Genomic DNA, 18,918 nt, shown 5'->3' on the forward strand with positions numbered 1-18,918 from the left:
CTTCCCGCGATCTCGGCAACGGCTGCGGCAATGAACCAGACATAGCTCATGCGGATGGCGCTTTCCGGCGTCGGGCCAGTTCGCGGTAAAGGGCTTCACGGGAAATCCCCAGTTCATTCGCCACATCCTGCCAATGGCCCTTTTCCGGCAACTGGTTTCCCTCTGCGATCCAGGCATCCAGCCGGTCGGCCACCCGTGGCAACGACCGGATTTCAGACCTGAACCGAGCGGCCTGAACGCCCCGGGCCAGCGTGGCAGCCCAGTTGGCCGCGAGGTCGGGGTTGGCAGCCAACGCCGATAGAAACACGGATCTCGGCAAGGCGAGAAGGACGGAGTCCGTCGCGGCAATCGCGTCACAATGGTAGGTTTCCGAATAGGCCGACGCTTCGGCCACGACCATTCCCGGCATGGCTCGCTGCAAGACCATTTCCGAGCCGTGCATCGTGTGACGGCACAGGTGGATCTGTCCCTCGGCAACCATGAACATCTCCGAAACTGGTGCCGTGCTGCGGAACAAGACCGCTCCCGCATGGAGATCAACGGATCGTGATCCTGCGAACAGGGTTTCAAGGCTTCCCGACATGATTGCGATCATATGACGGGGGCATCGGTCCTGCAATATGGGCGAAACAGGAAACGAGAGACCACCCGATGAAGCTGATCCCACTCACATTGATTGCTGCAACCTTGCCCTGCCTTGCACTTGCGCAGGAGCTGACGGTGCATGGCAATTTCCGCCACATGATGCACACAGGCGAAACCGGGGGCACGGTAGCGCTCGATACGCTGAACGCCCCTTCGGCATGGGGCGTCGGGGCCACTGCCGGCCTGCGCGGCGAAGTGGTGATCCGTGACGGTTCGGTTCTGGTCAGCCGTGGCGACGACCCCGAGGCGCGCGTGACGCCGCCGGAAGCCGGGGAGGAGGCGGTCATCCTCGCCTTTGGCACGGTTGCCGACTGGCAGTCCGTTACGATCCCGCATGACATGGCACCCGACCGGTTGGCGCATTTCATCGAGATGCAGGCGGAAAGCCTTGGTCTCGATCCGGCGGGCGGATTTCCGATCCGCGTGCAAGGCCGCTTTCCACAACTGGTCTGGCACGTGGTGACCGGCGAGGCCCCGGCGCCGGGCGCGCAGGGAGGTCATGGCGCGGAAAACGGCGGAGGCCATGCCAACAGCCAGTCGGGGATGAACCTTTATGACGAAGCGGGCTCCAGCGGCGAGATCATCGGGGCCTACACCGGTGCCGCGCTGGAAGGCGTTGCCTCGCATCCGGGCGAGCGCCTGCACCTGCATTTCGTGTCGGCGGACGGAACGCGGTCAGGCCATGTCGACGAGATCCTGATCCCCGCAGATGCTGTGCTGTTGCTTCCCACGGCTTCGCCTTCCGCAGCTCATGATCATGATGCGCATGACGCCGCGCCCACCCTGCGTGAAGGTGGACAATCCGCCTTTGCCGCCATTCAGGAAATCACCGCCGCGCTGATGGCCGACCCCGCGACGGACTGGAGCAGGGTCGATATCGAGGCCCTGCGCCAGCACCTCATCGACATGGACAACGTGACCCTGCGCGCGGCGGTCGCCAGCGAAGAGATCGACGGCGGGGCGCGGTTCACAATCACCTCCGCCGATCCGGCTGTCGTGGCGTCGATCCGCGCGATGGTGATCGCCCATGTGGCCACGATGAACGGCGTGGAAGGCTGGACCATGCAGGCCGAAGAGACCGCGGGCGGCGCGATCATGTCCGTGACCGGACCCGACGCAGCCCGCATTCGCGGCCTTGGCTTCATCGGGTTGATGACCGTGGGCATGCACCATCAAGCCCATCACCTGGCGCTGGCCTCTGGCCGCAACCCGCACGACCACTGAGGCTTGCCCCAAAAAGCCCCGGTTTGGTCCTTGCCGCCCGAGCCGGGGCCGCGATGTTGGGTAAAGGCTATTGGCAAGCGCAGGGCGCGACGGAGATCGTCGGGGCCGGCTCATGCGGATGGGAGCTTCGAGACCGACGATGCGCCCGAAACTTGCGGACGTCAGATCGAGATCTCTCGCTGATAGCAAGCCATCGGGCTGCCTTTCCCTGGGGCGGTCAACACCCCCACCGAAACGCGAGGCCGCTCGCGAGCGCGAGAGACTTGCGTTCTCAGGCGCAACTGCTTCACAGGATGCGGGATCTACCGCATCGGAAATACCATGCGGTCCTTCACGGTGCCGTAGGCAAAGCTCGTGTCGATCGACCCGATGCCTCCGACTCGCTGCAGTCGCGCGCGGATGAACCGCTCGTAATCATCCAGCGACTCCACGACGACGCGCAATTGGTAATCGGTCTGGCCGGTCATCACATGACATTCCAGCACCTCGTCCATCTGACCGACCTCGCGTTCGAAGGTCTGGACGGTGGCTTCATCGTGCCGCTCCAGCCGGATGCGGACGAAAGCGGTGATCGGCAATCCGTAGGCGCGGGCGTCCACCCGCGCTGCATAGCCGAAGATGACGCCGGTCTTCTCAAGGTTGCGCAAGCGGCGGAGGCAGGGCGAAGGCGAGAGATTGACCGCCGCCGCCAGATCCTGGTTCGACATGCGCCCATCGCATTGCAGGGCCCGGATGATCTGGCGGTCCTTATCGTCCATTCCGACCTCGATTTGGCAGTATATGCCAATTTGATCGCAGATCAGGGTCACAAACGCAATCCGTAGGCGCCAATCTCGCGATAACCTGCCACAAACAGGAGATCGAACATGACTCAATCCCAAGGCTTCGCAACCCGCGCCATTCACCTCGGCTACGACCCGGCCGACCACGAGGGTGCCCTCACGCCTCCCCTGCACCTGACCTCGACCTTTGCCTTCGAGTCGGCCGAGGCAGGGGCCGAGATCTTTGCCGGGGAGCGCGCGGGCCATGTCTATTCACGGATCTCGAACCCCACGCTCGACCTGCTCGAACGCCGCGTTGCGGATCTGGAAGGGGCCGAGGCAGGGCTGGGGCTGGCCTCGGGCATGGGGGCGATCACGGCCGTGCTCTGGACGCTGCTCTCGCCGGGTGATGAGGTGATCGTCGACACGACGCTCTACGGCTGCACTTTCGCCTTCATGCACCACGGGTTGCGCAAGTTCGGCATCACCATCACCCATGTCGATCTGACCGACCCGGCCAACCTCGCACCCGCCATGACCGACCGCACCCGCGTGGTCTATTTCGAGACGCCCGCCAATCCCAACATGCGCCTGGTGGATATCGAGGCGGTCGCCGCCGTGGCCCACGCGGGCGGCGCGCAGGTGGTCGTCGACAATACCTACGCCACGCCCTACCTGACCCGGCCCATCGCGCTCGGGGCCGACCTGGTGCTGCATTCGGCCACCAAGTACCTCGGCGGTCATGGTGATCTGGTCGCGGGCATCGTGGTCGGCCGGGCCGAGGCGATCACCGAGATCCGGCTGGTGGGCATGAAGGACATGACAGGAGCGGTCATGGCCCCCTTCAACGCCATGCTGATCCTGCGCGGCCTGAAAACCCTCGCGCTTCGGATGGAGCGGCATTGCACCAGCGCGCAGGCGGTGGCCGCGTGGCTGGAGGATCATCCCGAGGTCGCCACGGTGCATTATCCGGGGCTGGAGAGTTTCGGCCAGCACGCGCTGGCCTGCCGCCAGATGGCGCGCCCCGGCGCGATGATCGCCTTCGAGCTGAAAGGCGGGCTGGAGGCGGGGCGGCGCATGATGAACGGGCTGCGGATGATCGCGCGGGCGGTGTCGCTTGGCGATGCCGAAACCCTGATCCAGCACCCGGCTTCGATGACGCATTCCACCTATACCCCCGAAGAACGCACCGCCCATGGCATCGCCGACGGGCTGATCCGCCTGTCGGTGGGGCTCGAGGACGTGGCCGACATCCTAGCCGATCTGGATGGCGCGCTGGCCCCTCTACGCGCTATGGGTAACGCCTGAGACCTGCGAGGATACGATGAACTCCGACGCACACCACCTGAACACCATTGAGCAGCGGCTGTTGTGGCTGTCGCATTGGATGATCCACCATGCAAACCACAACCGCCCCAAGGTGGATGGCATCAAGACAGGCGGCCACCAGGCGTCCTCGGCGTCGATGGTGTCGATCATGACCGCGCTCTACTTCTCGGCGCTGCGTCCCGAAGACAGGGTGGCGGTGAAGCCTCACGCGTCGCCGGTCTTTCACGCCATGCAATATCTCATGGGCAACCAGACCCGCGCCCGGATGGAGGCGTTCCGGGGCTTCGGCGGGGTGCAGAGCTACCCGAGCCGGACCAAGGACGTCGACGACGTGGATTTCTCCACCGGCTCGGTCGGTCTTGGCGTAGCGATCACGTCTTTCGCCTCGCTGGTGCAGGATTACGTCGCGGCCAAGGACTGGGGCGCGGGGCTGCCGATGGGGCGTATGGTGGCGCTGGTGGGCGATGCGGAGCTGGACGAAGGCAATATCTACGAGGCGTTGCAGGAGGGCTGGAAGAACGACCTTCGCAATTGCTGGTGGATCATCGACTACAACCGCCAGTCGCTTGACGGGATCGTGCGCGAGGGGCTGTTCGGCCGGGTCGAGAAGATCTTCGACGCCTTCGGCTGGGACGTGGTGCGGGTGAAATATGGCGCGCTTCAACGCGCGGCTTTCGAGGAACCGGGCGGGGAGGCCTTGCGCGACTGGATCGACCGTTGCCCGAACGCGGAATATTCGGCCCTGACCTACCGCGGCGGCGCGGTCTGGAGGCAACGGCTGATGGACGATCTCGGCGACCAGGGCGACGTGACCGCGCTGATCGACCGGCGCTCGGACAGGGAACTGGCCGCGCTGATGGAGAACCTCGGCGGCAACTGCGTGCAGACCATGGCGGAGACCTTCGCCGCCGTCGACCACGACCGCCCGACCTGTTTTCTTGCCTACACGATCAAGGGCTGGGGCACCCCCATCGCGGGGCACAAGGACAACCACGGCGGGCTGATGACCAAGGCCCAGATGGCCGAGTGGCAGCAGCATATGGGCGTGCCGGAAGGGCAGGAATGGGAGCCCTTCGCCGGGGTCGCGGACCCGGACGCCCTGCGCGCCTTCCTCGACCGGGTGCCCTTCTTCGCCAAGGGGACGCGCCGCCATTCCGACGACAAGCTCGCGGCACCCCGGATCTCTGTTGCGACCGACCGCGAGACCTCGACCCAGATCGCCTTCGGCAAGATCCTCGACGACCTCGCGAAGGGTGACAGCGGGTTCGCCGACCGGATCGTGACGATGTCGCCGGACGTGACCGGCACCACCTCGCTCGGCCCCTGGGTCAACCGGCGCAAGCTCTTTGCGCGGAAAGCCCTTAAGGACGCCTTCATCGAGCACCGCATCCCCTCGACCGCGAAATGGGAGTTCACGCCGCAGGGCCAGCACATCGAACTCGGCATCGCCGAGATGAACCTGTTCCTGCTGCTCGGTGCCGCCGGCCTGTCGCACAGCCTGTTCGGCAAGCGGCTGATCCCCATCGGCACGGTCTACGATCCCTTCGTCCATCGCGGCCTCGATGCGCTGAACTACGCTTGCTACCAGGACGCGCGCTTCCTCATCGTCGGCACGCCCTCGGGCGTGACGCTCGCGCCCGAGGGCGGTGCGCATCAGTCCATCGGGACGCCGCTGACCGGTATGGCGCAGGACGGTCTGGCCAGTTTCGAGCCGGCTTTCGCCGATGAATTGGCCGTGATCATGGAATGGGCCTTCGACTACCTGCAGCGGGATGGCGAGGACGACCCGGACGAGCGCACCTGGCTGCGCGACGAGACCGGCGGCTCGGTCTATCTGCGGCTGACCACGAAACCGCTGGAACAGCCGGGCAAGCGCCACGACGACGCCTTCCGGCAGGGCGCGATCGACGGTGCCTACTGGCTGCGTCCGCCCGGCCCCAACTGCGAGGTGGTGATCGCCTATCAGGGTGCCGTGGCCGACGAGGCGATCGCGGCGGCGGGCATGATCGGCGGGGTGCGGCGCGACATTGGCGTGCTGGCCGTGACCTCGGCCGACCGGCTGAACGCAGGCTGGACTGCGGCGCAGCGCGAACGCGCGCGGGGCAATCCGGCGTCGGTGAGCCATGTCGAGCGGCTGCTCGCCCCCTTGCCACGGCATTGCAGCCTTGTCACCGTGCTGGACGGCCACCCGGCCACCCTGAGCTGGCTCGGTTCGGTCGCGGGGCATCGTGTCATTGCCCACGGGGTTGAACATTTCGGACAGACGGGGACGATCGGCGATCTCTACCGGCATTTCCGCATCGACCGCGACGCGCTGGTGGCCTCGGTAAACGGGCTGACGAGCGGCGCCCGGTCTGGGTGAGCTGCGTGTCCGGGATACCAAGCATGGCCCATCGCCTGTCGCTGCACGGTGCGGCTGGTCTTGAGCCGGTCAGAAGATCTTGAATGCGCTCCCGCCCTGTCCGGAGCGTGGCCGACATCCACCCGCGCGTTCCTGACATCGCACAACGAAGGGCCGGTCCCGCACGGAGGCAACCCGCTCAATACGAGCATGCGCAAGCATCGCAGGAGGCCGGTTTTGCAGCGCCACCCGCAGCCCGGTATGACCGTTCAGCCGCAATCCGACGAATGACCGGCCCCGGCACTTCTGCCGCCGGCCACTGTCCTGCGCGTCCCTTCAAGTACAGCCGTCAGAATGTGCGGCCTTTGAAGAGCTCTACCGCAAGCATAACGCGGCGATGGTGCGGATGTGCGCCGGGCTCATGCGCAATCATGCGACGGCGGAAGAACTGGCGCAGGAAATCTGGATCGCGGTGCTCAAGAACATCGGCGGGTTCGAGGGGCGGTCGTCTCTGGCGGGCTGGATCTTCACTATCCTGCTGAACAAGGCCCGTTCGCGGCTGAAGCGCGACGGGCGCAGCGTGTCGTTCGACGAGATCGGCAAAGACAATGGTTTGCAGGCCGCGTTTGACGGGCGGGGGCGCTGGAAAGACATGCTTGGGCTGTGGAACGAATTCACGCCGGAACGGGTGGTGGAAGGCCGCAGCGTGCTCGAACATGTGAACGCCGCGATCGAGGCGTTGCCCTCGGCTCAGCGGGCGGTGCTGATCCTGCGTGGCCAGCAGGGGCTCGATGCCGCCGAGGCCTGGCCTTCGGGATCATGGCACCGATGATGACGCGCGCGCTGCACCTCGTTTTCGGGGCCGTCCCGGACGGTGTATTCCAGGCGCTGACCAACGGTCGCAGCGTGCCGGCCTGAAGTCCTTGGCCCATCCATCGACCACGGGTGGGCCCAATGTCTTTACTTCACACCACCCGGCACGCACGGGATCGCCCTCACTTCAGCCAGCCTGTCGCATCAGTCCCGAAGCACCAATACAGCAGCGGCACCGGCGCAACGGCAAGGGCCAGCGTGGCGACCGTGCCCAATGGCGAAAACAGGCGGCTGAAACCGGCGAGAAACAGGATACCTCCGCCGCCACCAGCCGCCGCGTTCCCCGGAATGTTCACCAACAGCGCAACCACAAGGTAGCGAAACCGCAGGAGGGGCCGCAGCCGCACCGGCGTGACACTCCGCAGCAACTCAAGCCGCGCATCGGGGCCGAGCGGCGCGACACGTGCGAGCAGATGGCAGGCGCGGGTGAGGCGCAGATCGGCGAGGACCCGGTGCAGGAGCGCGTAAGGCACCAACGCCCCGGCGGCATAGGCGAGCGTGAGCCCGCACAGCGTTGCCAGATAGATCCAGGGCGCGATCGTCGGCCCCTCGATCGCCATCAGTGCCAAGCCGATCTCGACCCCCGGCACAAACGGTACCGCGATCATCAGGGCGTAGAGTGCAAGCGTGCCAATTATGAGCATGGGCATCAGCGTTCCCGCCGGTCCCCCTGTGCCCAGCCGGAGGCGGGCCCAGCCAAGCCCGAGATGCAGGCCCCAGACCACCGCGGCGACCACGCAGAGCCGCACGAGGTTGCGGCGCAGCGCCCCTGATGTCGGCAGGGTATCCAAGCGGCGGTCAACCATCCCGGTTGGTCCCGGCACAGCGGTCGAAACGCCCGAAGCTCGCGCGTGTGTCCCGCCCGCCCACAGGCACCGGGCGCGAACCGCTTTCGAGGCTTTGAGGTGTGTCGACGCCAGAGCCAACACCGCGCCCGGCGTGGTTCAGGCACAGCGTTTCACCGGCCGCGTGGCTGCGCCCGGCGCGCCCAGCCGGGTCGATCCCGCGTGCCGTGACCTGAGACCGCTCCGCCGTCGCATTCGAGAAGCGCAGCAACGCGGTGTCCGGCGATCCGGCAAGCATTGCGCCGGGGGCGGCGTCGATGACCAGAGCTATGAGCACGCGCCTGTTCATGAGAACTCCCGCGACCAACCTCGGGCCCGGCATGGCCCGCGGCAACAAAACAACGCGTGATCTCGCACGGAGGTGATCGCGCGGCATCGGTTACCGAAACGTGGCCGGCGCGTGAAAAACGACTGCGCCGCGTGGTCGTCCTGTGGCCAGTCACACCAAAGGGAGGACAGCCATGAAACACGTTATTATCGCCGCCGTGCCCTTCGCCGCCGCGATTTGGGACCCAGGCCGATGCCGACTACGCGGCGCTGATCCGGGAGGCGATGCAGGCCGTGCGCCTCGCCGGGCCCGGCATGATCCACCACACCCCCTACGAGGGCACCGACCCGCACGGCATGCAGCTCGAAACCTTCTACTCCACCGCCACGGTCGACGGTCACGAGGGCGATCTGATCGTCAAGCGCAACTATGGGCCCGAAGGGGTCAATCCGCACCGCCTGACCTGGGCCGCTTCCCCGGACGTGCCCGACAAGGCCGGCGCGCGCGCCACAGCATGCAGGCCAAGGCGACGACGACAAACCGACCGAAGCACCGGAACCGGCCGGTTAACCCATCCGCGGCGAGGGAGGCCACAACGCAATGCTTGCTGAAACGGAAGGCCTTGCGCTGTTGGTGTCTGCCGGACCGAATGCCGAAACCGAGAACAAGAGGCTGATGACGATGGTTGGAAGACTGAGATTCATACTGCGCGCGAATTATCTGAAACCTTGGATCGGTGCTTGAACCTGTGTCGACGGCCATTGTGCGCCTGCGGCGCGATCCCCCAGGGTGTTTGAAAACCATTCGCGCGGGTCAGGCTCTCAGCCGATCGGCGTGCCAGGCGATATGGTCGGGCATGAAGGTCGAGATGAAGAAATACGAATGGTCGTACCCTTCCTGCATTCTCAGTGTCAGATTGATGCCCGTCCCGTCACAGGCCCTCTCGAGCAGATGCGGGCGGAGCTGTCCTTCGAGGAAACCGTCAGCAGTTCCCTGGTCGACGAGAAGTTCCGGCACGCGCGCGCCGGCCTCGATCACGGCGCAGGCGTCGTGGTCGCGCCACTTGGCGCGGTCGGGGCCAAGATAGCCGGCAAGTGCCTTTTCGCCCCAAGGCACCGAACTTGGAGCCACGATCGGCGCGAAGGCCGACGTGGCACTATAGCGGCCCGGATTGCGCAGCGAAAGCGTGAGCGCACCATGGCCGCCCATGGAATGGCCCATGATCGACTGGCGCGTCAGGTCGGCCGGGAAGTGCGCGGCGAGGACGCCCGGCAACTCGTCTTCGAGGTAGCCCCGCATCCGGTAATGCCGATCGAAGGGCGGCTCCGTCGCATCGAGGTAGAACCCCGCCCCGAGACCGAAATCATAGGCGCCCTCGGGGTCGTCCGGCACGTCCGCACCACGGGGACTGGTGTCGGGCGCGACGAAGATCAGCCCGTGTTCGGCGCAGGCGGCCCGAAATTCACCCTTCTCGGTAACATTGGCCTGGGTGCAGGTGAGCCCGGAGAGATACCAGACTACTGGCAGCGTCTGGCCCGGTGCATGGTCAGGCACGAAGACCGAGAATTCCATCGGCGTGCCCGTCGCCGTTGAGGCATGACGGTAGACGCCCTGCACCCCGCCATGAGCCTTCGCGGTCGAAATCGTCTCCAACGTCATCAGAACACCACGACCGAGCGGATCGACTTGCCCTCGTGCATCAGGTCGAAGCCCTTGTTGATCTCCTCGAGCGAGAGCACGTGGGTGATCATCGGGTCGATCTCGATCTTGCCGTTCATGTACCAGTCCACGATCTTCGGCACGTCCGTGCGCCCCTTGGCGCCCCCGAAAGCCGTGCCTTTCCAGACCCGGCCGGTGACGAGCTGGAACGGGCGGGTGGAGATCTCCTTGCCGGATTCGGCCACGCCGATGACGGTGGAAACACCCCAGCCACGGTGACAGGCCTCAAGCGCGGTGCGCATCACGTCGGTGTTGCCGGTACAGTCGAAGGTGTAGTCGGCGCCACCGTCCGTCAGCTCGACAAGGTGCGCGACGAGATCGCCTTTCACCTTGGTCGGATTGACGAAGTGAGTCATGCCGAAGCGTTCGCCCCAGCTTTTCTTTTCGTCGTTGATATCGACGCCGATGATCTTGTCGGCCCCGACCATGCGGGCGCCCTGGATCACGTTGAGCCCGATCCCGCCGAGGCCGAACACGATGACATTGGCACCGGGCTCGACCTTGGCAGTGTGGATCACGGCCCCGACCCCGGTGGTTACGCCGCAGCCAATGTAACAGGCCTTGTCGAAGGGGGCATCCTCGCGGATCTTTGCCACCGCGATCTCGGGCAGAACGGTAAAGTTCGAGAAGGTCGAGCACCCCATGTAATGGTAGATCGTCTGCCCCTTGTAGGAGAAACGCGAGGTGCCATCGGGCATGACCCCCTTGCCTTGCGTCGAGCGGATCGAGGTGCAGAGGTTGGTCTTGCCCGACGTGCAGCTTTTGCATTCGCGGCATTCGGGCGTGTAGAGCGGGATCACGTGATCGCCGGGCTTGACGGATTTCACCCCCGCGCCGACCTCGCGCACGATCCCCGCGCCCTCGTGGCCGAGCACGGAGGGGAAAATACCCTCGCTGTCGAAGCCGTCGAGCGTGTAGGCATCGGTGTGGCAGATCCCGGTGGCCATGATTTCCACCAGCACCTCGCCTTCTTTCGGACCTTCGAGATCAAGCTCGACGATTTCGAGCCGTTGCTTCGCCGCGAAGGCCACGGCTGCACGGGTTTTCATGTGTTTGTCTCCTTGGTGATCGCTGGCGGCGGGACCCGGATGGCCCGCCGGAAAGATGCAAGTTCGCCCGACACTTCTGTTGCGCGGGGTCTCGGTTTCTGCGCCGGATGCGGTGCCCGGCCACCTGCGCTCAAGCGCCGGGATCGACCAGCACCTTGCACTGGGTGGTGCGCTGCCGCAATGCCTCGAAGGCGTCGGGCATGTTCAGAAGCGGCACCTTGTCGGAAACCAGATGCTGCGGGGCGTATGTGCCCCCGTCAAGCGCCCGGATCGCCATTTCGAACTCCGGCATGGTGAAAAACACCGACATCACGATTTCAACTTCCTTCGAGATCGCGCGGAAGCTGTTCATGTGATCGGGCGCGGTGCAAAGACCAAGCACAACAACCTTGCCGCGCGGCGCGACGACCGCCTCAAGGCCCGGTGACCGGGTGAACCGGCCTTGGCCGCACTTCGCGATTGTCCGGCCTTTTTTTCTATTTCACCGGGGTAATCGCCAGCGGGACGCTGAGCGGCCCGTATTCCGGCCATGTCGTCATCGGGATCGGACCGGTGATGTCGAACCGCTCGATGTGCCGCACGAAAAGCTCCAGTGTCGCCGTGATCATAACCAGCGCAATGCCGCGCCCAGCGCACATGTGCGGGCCGCGCCCGAAGGCCAGATGTGGCGGTTCACTCTGCCGGTCGAGGCGAAATTCGTCGGGTTCCCGGAACACCGCCGGGTCACGATTGGCGGCCGTGAAGGCCAGCGCGATCGGCTCGTCCTGGCGGATGGTGCGCCCGCAGACGGTGACTTCATCGACGGGCGTGCGGGCGAAACCGCGATAGGGTGTATAGAGGCGCAGAAGTTCGTCCACCGCGGCCGGGATCTTGTCGGGCTCCTTGCGCAGCAAAGCAAGGTGCTCGGGATGGCGCTCAAAGTGGATGGCCATGGAGCCGATGAAGGTGGTCGGCGCGATGATCCCGACCACAAGCAACTGGCGCACCGTTCCGAGGATACCATCATCGGGCAGCGGTTTTCCTTCGTGCCGCATGGCCAGCATTGCGCTGACCGGATCCGAGCCCGGATCGCGGGGGGTGGCCTTGCGGTCCTCGATCAGCCGTGCGGCAGCCTCGTAGAGCACGAGCGAGGACTTCTGGATCATCTCCATATCCATCTTCTCAAGCGCGATGGTGAAGTCATTGCCGATCCGGCGGATGGTCTCGGCATCCTCCGCCGAGATCCCGAAAAACTCCGCCAGCACCTTGGCGGGCAACGGATAGCCAAAATCGCGGCAGGCGTCGAATTCGCCACGGGCAAGCAGGGGCTGGAAAAGCTCCTCGGCCATTTCGCGGATCGACCCTTCCCAGAACTCCATCCGCTCGCGGCGGAACAGCGGCGTCAGAGAACGGCGGTAGGGCGTATGTTCCGGCGGATCGAGATGAAGCGGCGGTCGGCGCCCGGTGGTGGCGACGCGGGGCACGACGTTCTGAACGGTCGTCGTGTATTCTGAGGGGGTTGAGATGGCGTGCTCGACATCCTCGTAACGGGTGAACAACCAAAAGCCCCCGAGGTCATTGGAATGCGCGACCGGACAGCGCCCGCGCAGATCTGCGAAGAGGGCGTGAACGGCGTCGAAATCGTCAACGCTCGCATCGAAATCGTGCGCCTTCGAGAAACGGTCGGTGTTGCGGGGCTGCGGGCGGTTATCGAGGGGGCGCATGGCGTGTCCTTCAGTTGGGCCGAGCCGTCGCGAGCACGGTCATCAGGGCGCTGACCGGCAGCGATGGGTCGGCAGTTTCGAGAGAAAGCAGCGTGTCGAGTGCCTGCGACGGGCCGAGGCAGTCGCGCAGTTTCGGGGATATATCGGTGTAGCTTGCCGTGCCGGCCCGCAATTCGGGTGGCGGCGGCAGGGTGCGATCGCGCGTGGTGCCGTCCTTGAAGACAAGCCGCGCCTTTCGTCCCATGGCGTCGCCGCAGGCACCAAGCTCGACCTTGTCGGCCAGTGCCAGCGTGGGAACATCCCGCCGCGCCGTATCGGAAAATGCGTCAAGGCCGGGTGCGCCGTGCAGTAAAGCGCGGGCGAAACAGAAGGGAACGGAGAATTTCGCCGTTATCGCAGAGCCAGGCCTGATTCGATCCGCGCGCGGCGCAAAGAGCATGTCATCGGGTGGTTCAACGGTGAAAACCACGGCTTCGAGATCATCCGGCACGATACCCTCGCGGCGCAATGCAAGTGCCAGCGCGATGGCCGGATGGGTGCCCCGACAGCAAGGCCAGAGCTTCAGGGAAAGCTCCGACGTCAGGAAGGTCTTGCCAAAGGAGGCGAAGGGGGCTGGATCCGGTGCCGCGCAGGTCAGCAGATGGACAAGGCCGCCTTCCTCGCTGAGCGGATCGGCAGTTCCGGTCACACCGGCGCGGGCCAGAAGCACCGCCTCGGTTGCGGCGCGCGCGGCGAACCCATCACGGACGGCACGCAGATCGGAGGCGGGGCTTCGCTTCAGCGCGTCGGTCAGGGCGAATTGCACTTGCACCAGCGAGAGAGCCGCCACCGTTTGATCGGGCGAGAGGCCCAGCAGCTTCGCCCCCGCCAGAGCCGCGCCCACGGCCCCTATCATCGGCGGATGATACCAGCCGCGCCGGCCGGGATCGGTGGTCAGTGACAGACCGATCCGGCAGGCCAGATCGGCACCGAGTGCCATGGCCGGCAAGATGTCACCCAGCGTCTTGCCTTCCGCCTCGGCGATCGCCAGCACGGTCGGGATCACCGCTGCATTGGGATGCAGCCCCACCTGATCGAAGGTGTCCTCGAAATCCAGCGCGTGGGCGAGCGCGCCGTTGGCAAGCGCTGCGGCGGGCACCGGTGCGGTCCCTCCCGCGAGCAAACTCGCCTGCCCCGGACCATAAAGCCGTGCTTGCGCTGAGAAGGGCACCACCACGGGTTCGTGCCGCAGTGCGCCCAGCATCACGGCCAGCCCGTCGGCAAGGCACAGCCGGGCGGCATGACGCGCCTCGGACGGCAGCGTGTTCCATCCGCAGGCGCCCACGCGCACCGCGATATCCCGTGTCAGGTTCATGCCGGTTCCGGCCGGATCGTATCGCCCAGAGCTTCATAGCGTGTGGGCAGATCCGCGATCGCGGTGATTTTGCGCAGGTAGGCCAGGATGCGGTCGAACTCGGGCTCTCGTTGCGACACGAAGCGCGGAGCGGAATCCTTTTCGATCCAGACCGGAACCAGTGCGAGATCGCGTAGACCTTCGCGCGTCAGCGTGGCTTCAACCGCGATGCTCATGCGGCTATCGGGGGGGAAGTTGTAGCTTGAGGTGAAATCCGGCTCCCAGCCCGGGCTCAGGGCCTGGATTTCGCGAAACCCCCGCGACGCGGCGTGTTCCGGCGTCATCCACAGATCCAGCGCGAAATTGGCCAGCGAATGCACGATGGGCTTGCCGCGATGGAACTCGATCCCTTTCAGAATATGCGCGTGACATCCCAAGACCATGTCCGCCCCCGCGTCGATGGCTGCGCGCCCGACCGCGCGCTGGTAATCGGGGATCACGGCGGGCACGAAGTGGATGCCCGCGTGGTGTGACAGGATCACGATGTCCACCTGCTCTTTCAGAGCGCGGATCGAGCTGGTCAGGGCCTCGAGATCTTCATTATGCGGAAAGGTGTGCACACGGGCGGGCGTGCCGGGCTGGTCGTGTTCGATCTGCTCGTAGACCGTGTGCCCTCGCATCGGCGCGCAGCCGGGCTTGTCATGATCGGCCCAGTAGTTCTGTGGCAGGATCGAGTTGACGGCGAGGAACCCGACGCGCACACCGCCGCGCGCCTCGATCACGGGCGCACGGGCCTCCAAGATATTCGCCCCGGCCCCCATGTGCCGCGCCCCCGCGCGGTCGAGATTGGCCAGCGTGTCGAACATCCCTTCCGGCCCCCAGTCCATCGTGTGGTTCCCGGCGAATGACACGATGCCAAGGCCGGTATCGACCAGTGCGTTGGCGATCTCGGGCTTGCCCCGCATCGTGTGGCGCGCCTGCGGAACGCGCTGTCCGCGCGTGGTCAGGTTCACCTCGAGTTGACAATAGCCGAGATCGGCGGCGCGGATCCGGTCGCGAACATGGGCAAAGATCGACTTCGGATCGTCGCGGTCCGGGGCGATGTCGCCCACCGCCATGAATCGGCAGGTCATGTCACCAGCCTCCCTGGTTGACCATGTGACAGGCAACCGCCCCGCCCGCTTCGTCGGCCTCCGCCCTGGGGCGCACGCTCCTGCAGATCTCGCGCGCGAATGGGCAGCGCGTGTGATAGGCACAGCCCGGCGGTGGCGCGAGCGGCGATGGGATCTCTCCCTCCGGCGGGACAGCCATGGCGGGCGCGTCGGGATCGGCGGGCAGCGTCGCGGCGAGCAGCGCCTGTGTATAGGGGTGGCGCGGTGCCGTGCAGATCAGGTTGGCCGGGCCATGCTCCACGATGCGTCCAAGGTAGATCACCACGACTTCGTCACACATGAATCGCACCGTTGCGAGGTCGTGGCTCACGAACAGCGTCGCGAGCCCGTATTCGTCCCGAAGCTCCGTGAGCACGTTGAGGATCTGCGCCCGGATCGAGATGTCCTGAGACGAGACCGGTTCGTCCAGCAGCATGAGCTCCGGCTTAGATGCGAGTGCCCGGGCAATCGCGATGCGTTGGCGCTGCCCGCCCGAGAACTCGGCCGGAAGCCGGTTGGCATCGCGGGCCGTCAGGCCCACCGCCTCCAGCACCTCGTCGACGCGGGCGTCGATCTGCGGACCGCTCAGGTCGGTGTTGGCTGCCAGCGGTTCGCGGATGATCCGGCGCACACGCAGACGGGGATTAAGCGAGGAATAGGGGTTCTGAAAAACCGGCTGCACAGCGCGGCGATAGGCGCGGCGCTCAGCGACGGAAAGCATGCGAAGCGGTTTGCCCTTGAACCGAACCTCGCCCTCCGTGGGGGTGTCGAGCATCAGGATCAGCCGGTTCAGCGTGGTCTTTCCGCAGCCTGACTCGCCCACCACACCCAGGGAATGGCGCGGCATGCAATCGATGCTGACATCGCTGAGGGCATGCAGGGGACCGCCACGCGTGCGGAAGGTGCGCCCGAGGGCATGTGTCGATAGAATAGCGTTCATGCGGCGGCCTCCTCGCGGGCACGCCAGCAGGCGGCTTCGTGGCGGGGGGCCAGCCTCTCCATCGGCGGTTGACGTTGGCAATCTGGCCCCGCCATTGGACAGCGCGGGTGAAAGGCGCAGCCGCCGGGACGGTTGCCGATGGAGGGCGGCGCGCCCTCGATCACCGGCAGACGGTCCGGCGCGGTCGAGGTCGAAGGCACTGCCGCCAGCAGCGCGCGGGTATACGGGTGTCGCGGATTGCTGAAGATTTCTCGCACCGGCCCGGTTTCCACGATCCGGCCCGCATACATCACGGCGACACGATCGCAGATGCGTGCGACCACGCCGAAATCGTGGGTAACGAACAGCATCGCCATTCCGTGGGCCCCTTGAAGTGCACGCAGCAGTTCAAGGAACTGATACTGGATGGTGGCATCGAGCGCGGTGGTCGGCTCATCGCAGATGATCAGCCGCGGCTCCTGCGCCAACCCGATGGCCGATACCACGCGCTGCCGCATCCCGCCCGACATCTGGTGCGGGTAGGACCGCAGCCGCTCGGCAGGTGACGGGATTCTAACCTCGGCCAGCGCGGCCTCGGCCGCTTGCATCAGGTCGCTGCGCCCCGCGCGGCGCAGCGCCTCGGTCAGTTGCGAACCAATCGAAAAGACCGGGTTCAGCGAGGCCATGGGATCCTGGAGGATCATGGAGATCTCGGCCCCGCGCAACGCGCGCAGATCCCGCCCCCGCATCGTCAGGATATCGCGCCCGTCCCACAGGATCTCCCCGCTGGTCCCTTCGGCAAGGCGCGGCGGCGTCAGGCGCAGCACCGACATGCCCAACGTCGATTTGCCCGACCCGCTTTCGCCGACAAGACCGAGCGTTTCGCCCGGCATGACATCGAGCGAAACCTCTTCGAGGATCGTTGGCGCAAGTGCATCGCGCCCCAGTCGAACAGTGAGATTTCGGATGGATAGAAGGGTCATGCCGTGCGCCCCCTGAGCGCGGGATTGATGCGATCCGTCAGCGCGTCACCGACGATATTGACTGCCATCACGACCAGCAGGATCGCGATGCCGGGGAACAGCGATACCCACCATGCGGTGACAACATATGACCTTCCGTCGGCCACCATGGATCCCCATGACGGGTTCGGCGGCGGCACGCCTACCCCGAGGAAGGAGAGCGACGCCTCCAGAACGATCACCACGCCAACCTGTAGCGTCGCCACGACGATCAGGGCGGGCGCGATATTGGGCAGGATATGCCGCGCGATGATCCGCACGTGGCCCAGACCGGATGTGCGGGCGAGATCGACGTAGTCCTCGTTCTTCACGCGCAACGTCTCGCCTCGCGCCATGCGGGCATATTGCGACCAGAGCACGAGGCTGATCACCAGCACGATATTCCCGAAGGACGGCCCCGAGACGGCACCGACCAGCAGCGCAAGCAGAATGACGGGCAGCGAAAGGGCAAGGTCAACGAGCCGCATCAGGACACGGTCGAGCCAGCCACCGACATAGCCCGACAGCATGCCGAGCGCGGTTCCGATGCTGCCCGCGATGGCAATGACGACGACACAGACAGTGAGCGAGATCCGCGCGCCGGAAACGATCCGGGCCAGCATATCGCGGCCCAGCCGGTCGGTGCCGAGCAGATGCTCCGACGTTCCACCTGCCCAAAGCGGCGGCTCCAGCCGCGCACGCAGGCTCCCTTTCAACGGGTCGTGCTCGACAAGATAAGGGCCGAAGACCGCCGTCAGGACGAAGAGCGCGAGCAGGACAAGCGCGGCGCGGAAAGTGACGTTTTGCATCAGCCGCGATCCCTCATGCGTGGGTCGATGGCGAGATAGAGCATATCGACGCAGAAATTGGCGAGGATGAATGAGGCGGTAATGACCAGCACGACGGTCTGGATCACCGGGAAATCGCGCGAGACGATGCTCTCATACGCAAGCCGCCCGATCCCGGGCCAGGCAAAAACGGTTTCGACCACCACCGCGCCGGTGATCATCGTCGCGAAGAATGCGCCCATGAAGGTCACGACCGGAATGAGGCTGTTCGACAGCGCGTGCTTGAGGATCACCGTGGCCTCCGGAAGACCCTTGATCCGCGCGAGCTTGATGTATTCCGAGCCCAGCGCATCGAGCATCGAAGCCCGCACCAGCCGGGTCACGGCGGCGAGGGTGAAGGTTCCCATCGTCAGCGCGGGCAGGATGTAATGCGCGGTCGTCCCATAGCCCGAGGTCGGCAACCAGCCCCATTGCACGGCCACGATGTAGATCAGAACGATGCCAAGCCAAAAGGCCGGGACCGACTGGCCCAGCAGCGCCACGATCCGCACCAACAAATCCACGGCACTGCCGCGCGTTATGGCGGCAAGCACCCCCATGGCTATACCGGTCACCAGGGTGAAGCCAAGCGCCACGCCGGCCAACGACAGCGAGGCTGGCAAACGGTCCAGCACCAGTTCCAGTGCGTCGCGTCGGCCCGCAGCGACCGATTGCCCGAAATCCCCGGTCAGCGCATTGCCCAGGAAGGAGATGTATTGCTCCCACAGCGGACGGTCGAGACGAAGCTGCGCGATCAGCAGGTCACGGTCTTCGGCCGTGGCACCATCGCCCAGCAGCAGCGCCACCGGATCGCCGGTGACGCGGCTCAACAAGAAGATTGCGAGGCTCATCAGCAGAAGCGCGGCAAGCGCCTCGGCCAGACGGCCCATGATCAGGCGAGTCATTCGGTGCATTCCAAAGAGTCAAGGT

Annotated in this window: 19 protein-coding genes; 5 read left to right on the forward strand and 14 right to left on the reverse strand. The window is 65.5% G+C overall.

Annotation, left to right across the window (positions count from 1 at the left end; genetic code table 11):
• Positions 1–46: 46 nt before the first annotated feature.
• Positions 47–583, reverse strand: coding sequence for a Crp/Fnr family transcriptional regulator (locus tag B9Y97_RS04540; protein WP_176224298.1), 537 nt, complete (start codon positions 581–583; stop codon positions 47–49).
• Positions 584–651: 68 nt separating this feature from the next.
• Here B9Y97_RS04540 and B9Y97_RS04545 point away from each other — a divergent pair, with 68 nt between their 5' ends.
• Positions 652–1,869 carry an acetolactate decarboxylase gene (locus B9Y97_RS04545; RefSeq protein WP_085525633.1) on the forward strand — a complete coding sequence of 406 codons (1,218 nt, stop codon included), beginning with the start codon at positions 652–654 and terminating at the stop codon, positions 1,867–1,869.
• Positions 1,870–2,171: 302 nt separating this feature from the next.
• Here the strand turns inward: B9Y97_RS04545 and B9Y97_RS04550 are convergent, their stop codons facing one another.
• The gene (locus tag B9Y97_RS04550; RefSeq protein ID WP_085528105.1) at positions 2,172–2,627 is read right to left on the reverse strand and encodes an Lrp/AsnC family transcriptional regulator; all 456 of its coding nucleotides are present in this window, start codon (positions 2,625–2,627) and stop codon (positions 2,172–2,174) included.
• 108 nt (positions 2,628–2,735) lie between these two features.
• Here B9Y97_RS04550 and B9Y97_RS04555 point away from each other — a divergent pair, with 108 nt between their 5' ends.
• The 3 genes from B9Y97_RS04555 to B9Y97_RS04565 all read left to right on the forward strand — a co-directional run bounded on the left by B9Y97_RS04555 (position 2,736) and on the right by B9Y97_RS04565 (position 7,132).
• Entirely contained in the window at positions 2,736–3,938 is a 1,203-nt protein-coding gene (locus B9Y97_RS04555) for a methionine gamma-lyase (protein ID WP_085525634.1), read from the forward strand.
• 16 nt (positions 3,939–3,954) lie between these two features.
• A complete protein-coding gene (locus B9Y97_RS04560; RefSeq protein WP_085525635.1) occupies positions 3,955–6,321 on the forward strand; it encodes a 1-deoxy-D-xylulose-5-phosphate synthase N-terminal domain-containing protein in 2,367 nt (788 codons plus the stop codon).
• Positions 6,322–6,619: 298 nt separating this feature from the next.
• Entirely contained in the window at positions 6,620–7,132 is a 513-nt protein-coding gene (locus tag B9Y97_RS04565) for an RNA polymerase sigma factor (protein ID WP_254900965.1), read from the forward strand.
• A gap of 163 nt (positions 7,133–7,295) precedes the next feature.
• Here the strand turns inward: B9Y97_RS04565 and B9Y97_RS04570 are convergent, their stop codons facing one another.
• Both B9Y97_RS04570 and B9Y97_RS04575 read right to left on the reverse strand, forming a co-directional pair.
• A complete protein-coding gene (locus tag B9Y97_RS04570; protein WP_085525637.1) occupies positions 7,296–7,979 on the reverse strand; it encodes a hypothetical protein in 684 nt (227 codons plus the stop codon).
• The gene (locus tag B9Y97_RS04575) at positions 7,972–8,307 is read right to left on the reverse strand and encodes a hypothetical protein (protein ID WP_085525638.1); all 336 of its coding nucleotides are present in this window, start codon (positions 8,305–8,307) and stop codon (positions 7,972–7,974) included. The genes B9Y97_RS04570 and B9Y97_RS04575 overlap by 8 nt, the downstream gene beginning before the upstream one ends.
• Before the next feature lie 263 nt (positions 8,308–8,570).
• Between B9Y97_RS04575 and B9Y97_RS04580 the strand changes: the two genes are divergently transcribed.
• On the forward strand, positions 8,571–8,897 hold the full coding sequence (locus tag B9Y97_RS04580; protein ID WP_085525639.1) for a hypothetical protein: 327 nt from the start codon (positions 8,571–8,573) through the stop codon (positions 8,895–8,897).
• Positions 8,898–9,099: 202 nt separating this feature from the next.
• Here B9Y97_RS04580 and fghA read toward each other — a convergent pair whose 3' ends face one another.
• From fghA to B9Y97_RS04630, 10 genes are all read right to left on the reverse strand, one after another.
• On the reverse strand, positions 9,100–9,945 hold the full coding sequence (gene fghA / locus B9Y97_RS04585) for an S-formylglutathione hydrolase (RefSeq protein WP_085525640.1): 846 nt from the start codon (positions 9,943–9,945) through the stop codon (positions 9,100–9,102).
• Positions 9,945–11,054 carry an S-(hydroxymethyl)glutathione dehydrogenase/class III alcohol dehydrogenase gene (locus B9Y97_RS04590; protein ID WP_085525641.1) on the reverse strand — a complete coding sequence of 370 codons (1,110 nt, stop codon included), beginning with the start codon at positions 11,052–11,054 and terminating at the stop codon, positions 9,945–9,947. Before B9Y97_RS04590 ends, fghA begins: the two co-directional genes overlap by 1 nt.
• 130 nt (positions 11,055–11,184) lie before the next feature.
• On the reverse strand, positions 11,185–11,406 hold the full coding sequence (locus B9Y97_RS04595; protein ID WP_176224300.1) for a hypothetical protein: 222 nt from the start codon (positions 11,404–11,406) through the stop codon (positions 11,185–11,187).
• Positions 11,407–11,530: 124 nt separating this feature from the next.
• Positions 11,531–12,757, reverse strand: a complete 1,227-nt coding sequence (locus B9Y97_RS04600; protein WP_085525642.1) for a cytochrome P450 — start codon at positions 12,755–12,757, stop codon at positions 11,531–11,533.
• A gap of 10 nt (positions 12,758–12,767) precedes the next feature.
• On the reverse strand, positions 12,768–14,111 hold the full coding sequence (locus B9Y97_RS04605; RefSeq protein ID WP_085525643.1) for an MmgE/PrpD family protein: 1,344 nt from the start codon (positions 14,109–14,111) through the stop codon (positions 12,768–12,770).
• The gene (locus B9Y97_RS04610) at positions 14,108–15,223 is read right to left on the reverse strand and encodes a CapA family protein (RefSeq protein WP_085525644.1); all 1,116 of its coding nucleotides are present in this window, start codon (positions 15,221–15,223) and stop codon (positions 14,108–14,110) included. The genes B9Y97_RS04605 and B9Y97_RS04610 overlap by 4 nt, the downstream gene beginning before the upstream one ends.
• A gap of 1 nt (position 15,224) precedes the next feature.
• A complete protein-coding gene (locus tag B9Y97_RS04615) occupies positions 15,225–16,181 on the reverse strand; it encodes an ABC transporter ATP-binding protein (protein WP_085525645.1) in 957 nt (318 codons plus the stop codon).
• Positions 16,178–17,143, reverse strand: coding sequence for an ABC transporter ATP-binding protein (locus B9Y97_RS04620; protein WP_085525646.1), 966 nt, complete (start codon positions 17,141–17,143; stop codon positions 16,178–16,180). Before B9Y97_RS04620 ends, B9Y97_RS04615 begins: the two co-directional genes overlap by 4 nt.
• Positions 17,140–17,970 (reverse strand): ABC transporter permease, encoded by an 831-nt coding sequence (locus B9Y97_RS04625; RefSeq protein ID WP_085525647.1) that lies wholly within the window; start codon positions 17,968–17,970, stop codon positions 17,140–17,142. Before B9Y97_RS04625 ends, B9Y97_RS04620 begins: the two co-directional genes overlap by 4 nt.
• Positions 17,970–18,893 carry an ABC transporter permease gene (locus B9Y97_RS04630; protein WP_176224301.1) on the reverse strand — a complete coding sequence of 308 codons (924 nt, stop codon included), beginning with the start codon at positions 18,891–18,893 and terminating at the stop codon, positions 17,970–17,972. The genes B9Y97_RS04625 and B9Y97_RS04630 overlap by 1 nt, the downstream gene beginning before the upstream one ends.
• Positions 18,894–18,918: the final 25 nt, after the last annotated feature.

The sequence above is a fragment of the Maritimibacter sp. HL-12 genome, assembly GCF_900177545.1.
In the GTDB taxonomy this organism is placed as follows: domain Bacteria; phylum Pseudomonadota; class Alphaproteobacteria; order Rhodobacterales; family Rhodobacteraceae; genus Sinisalibacter.

Excerpts from the sequence above, each read along its gene's own strand:
- B9Y97_RS04540 (WP_176224298.1), bottom strand. The coding sequence starts at position 583 with ATGTCGGGAAGCCTTGAAACCCTGTTCGCAGGATCACGATCCGTTGAT.
- B9Y97_RS04545 (WP_085525633.1), top strand. The coding sequence starts at position 652 with ATGAAGCTGATCCCACTCACATTGATTGCTGCAACCTTGCCCTGCCTT.
- B9Y97_RS04550 (WP_085528105.1), bottom strand. The coding sequence starts at position 2,627 with ATGGACGATAAGGACCGCCAGATCATCCGGGCCCTGCAATGCGATGGG.
- B9Y97_RS04555 (WP_085525634.1), top strand. The coding sequence starts at position 2,736 with ATGACTCAATCCCAAGGCTTCGCAACCCGCGCCATTCACCTCGGCTAC.
- B9Y97_RS04560 (WP_085525635.1), top strand. The coding sequence starts at position 3,955 with ATGAACTCCGACGCACACCACCTGAACACCATTGAGCAGCGGCTGTTG.
- B9Y97_RS04570 (WP_085525637.1), bottom strand. The coding sequence starts at position 7,979 with ATGGTTGACCGCCGCTTGGATACCCTGCCGACATCAGGGGCGCTGCGC.
- B9Y97_RS04575 (WP_085525638.1), bottom strand. The coding sequence starts at position 8,307 with ATGAACAGGCGCGTGCTCATAGCTCTGGTCATCGACGCCGCCCCCGGC.
- B9Y97_RS04580 (WP_085525639.1), top strand. The coding sequence starts at position 8,571 with ATGCAGGCCGTGCGCCTCGCCGGGCCCGGCATGATCCACCACACCCCC.
- fghA (WP_085525640.1), bottom strand. The coding sequence starts at position 9,945 with ATGACGTTGGAGACGATTTCGACCGCGAAGGCTCATGGCGGGGTGCAG.
- B9Y97_RS04590 (WP_085525641.1), bottom strand. The coding sequence starts at position 11,054 with ATGAAAACCCGTGCAGCCGTGGCCTTCGCGGCGAAGCAACGGCTCGAA.
- B9Y97_RS04595 (WP_176224300.1), bottom strand. The coding sequence starts at position 11,406 with ATGAACAGCTTCCGCGCGATCTCGAAGGAAGTTGAAATCGTGATGTCG.
- B9Y97_RS04600 (WP_085525642.1), bottom strand. The coding sequence starts at position 12,757 with ATGCGCCCCCTCGATAACCGCCCGCAGCCCCGCAACACCGACCGTTTC.
- B9Y97_RS04605 (WP_085525643.1), bottom strand. The coding sequence starts at position 14,111 with ATGAACCTGACACGGGATATCGCGGTGCGCGTGGGCGCCTGCGGATGG.
- B9Y97_RS04610 (WP_085525644.1), bottom strand. The coding sequence starts at position 15,223 with ATGACCTGCCGATTCATGGCGGTGGGCGACATCGCCCCGGACCGCGAC.
- B9Y97_RS04615 (WP_085525645.1), bottom strand. The coding sequence starts at position 16,181 with ATGAACGCTATTCTATCGACACATGCCCTCGGGCGCACCTTCCGCACG.
- B9Y97_RS04620 (WP_085525646.1), bottom strand. The coding sequence starts at position 17,143 with ATGACCCTTCTATCCATCCGAAATCTCACTGTTCGACTGGGGCGCGAT.
- B9Y97_RS04625 (WP_085525647.1), bottom strand. The coding sequence starts at position 17,970 with ATGCAAAACGTCACTTTCCGCGCCGCGCTTGTCCTGCTCGCGCTCTTC.
- B9Y97_RS04630 (WP_176224301.1), bottom strand. The coding sequence starts at position 18,893 with ATGACTCGCCTGATCATGGGCCGTCTGGCCGAGGCGCTTGCCGCGCTT.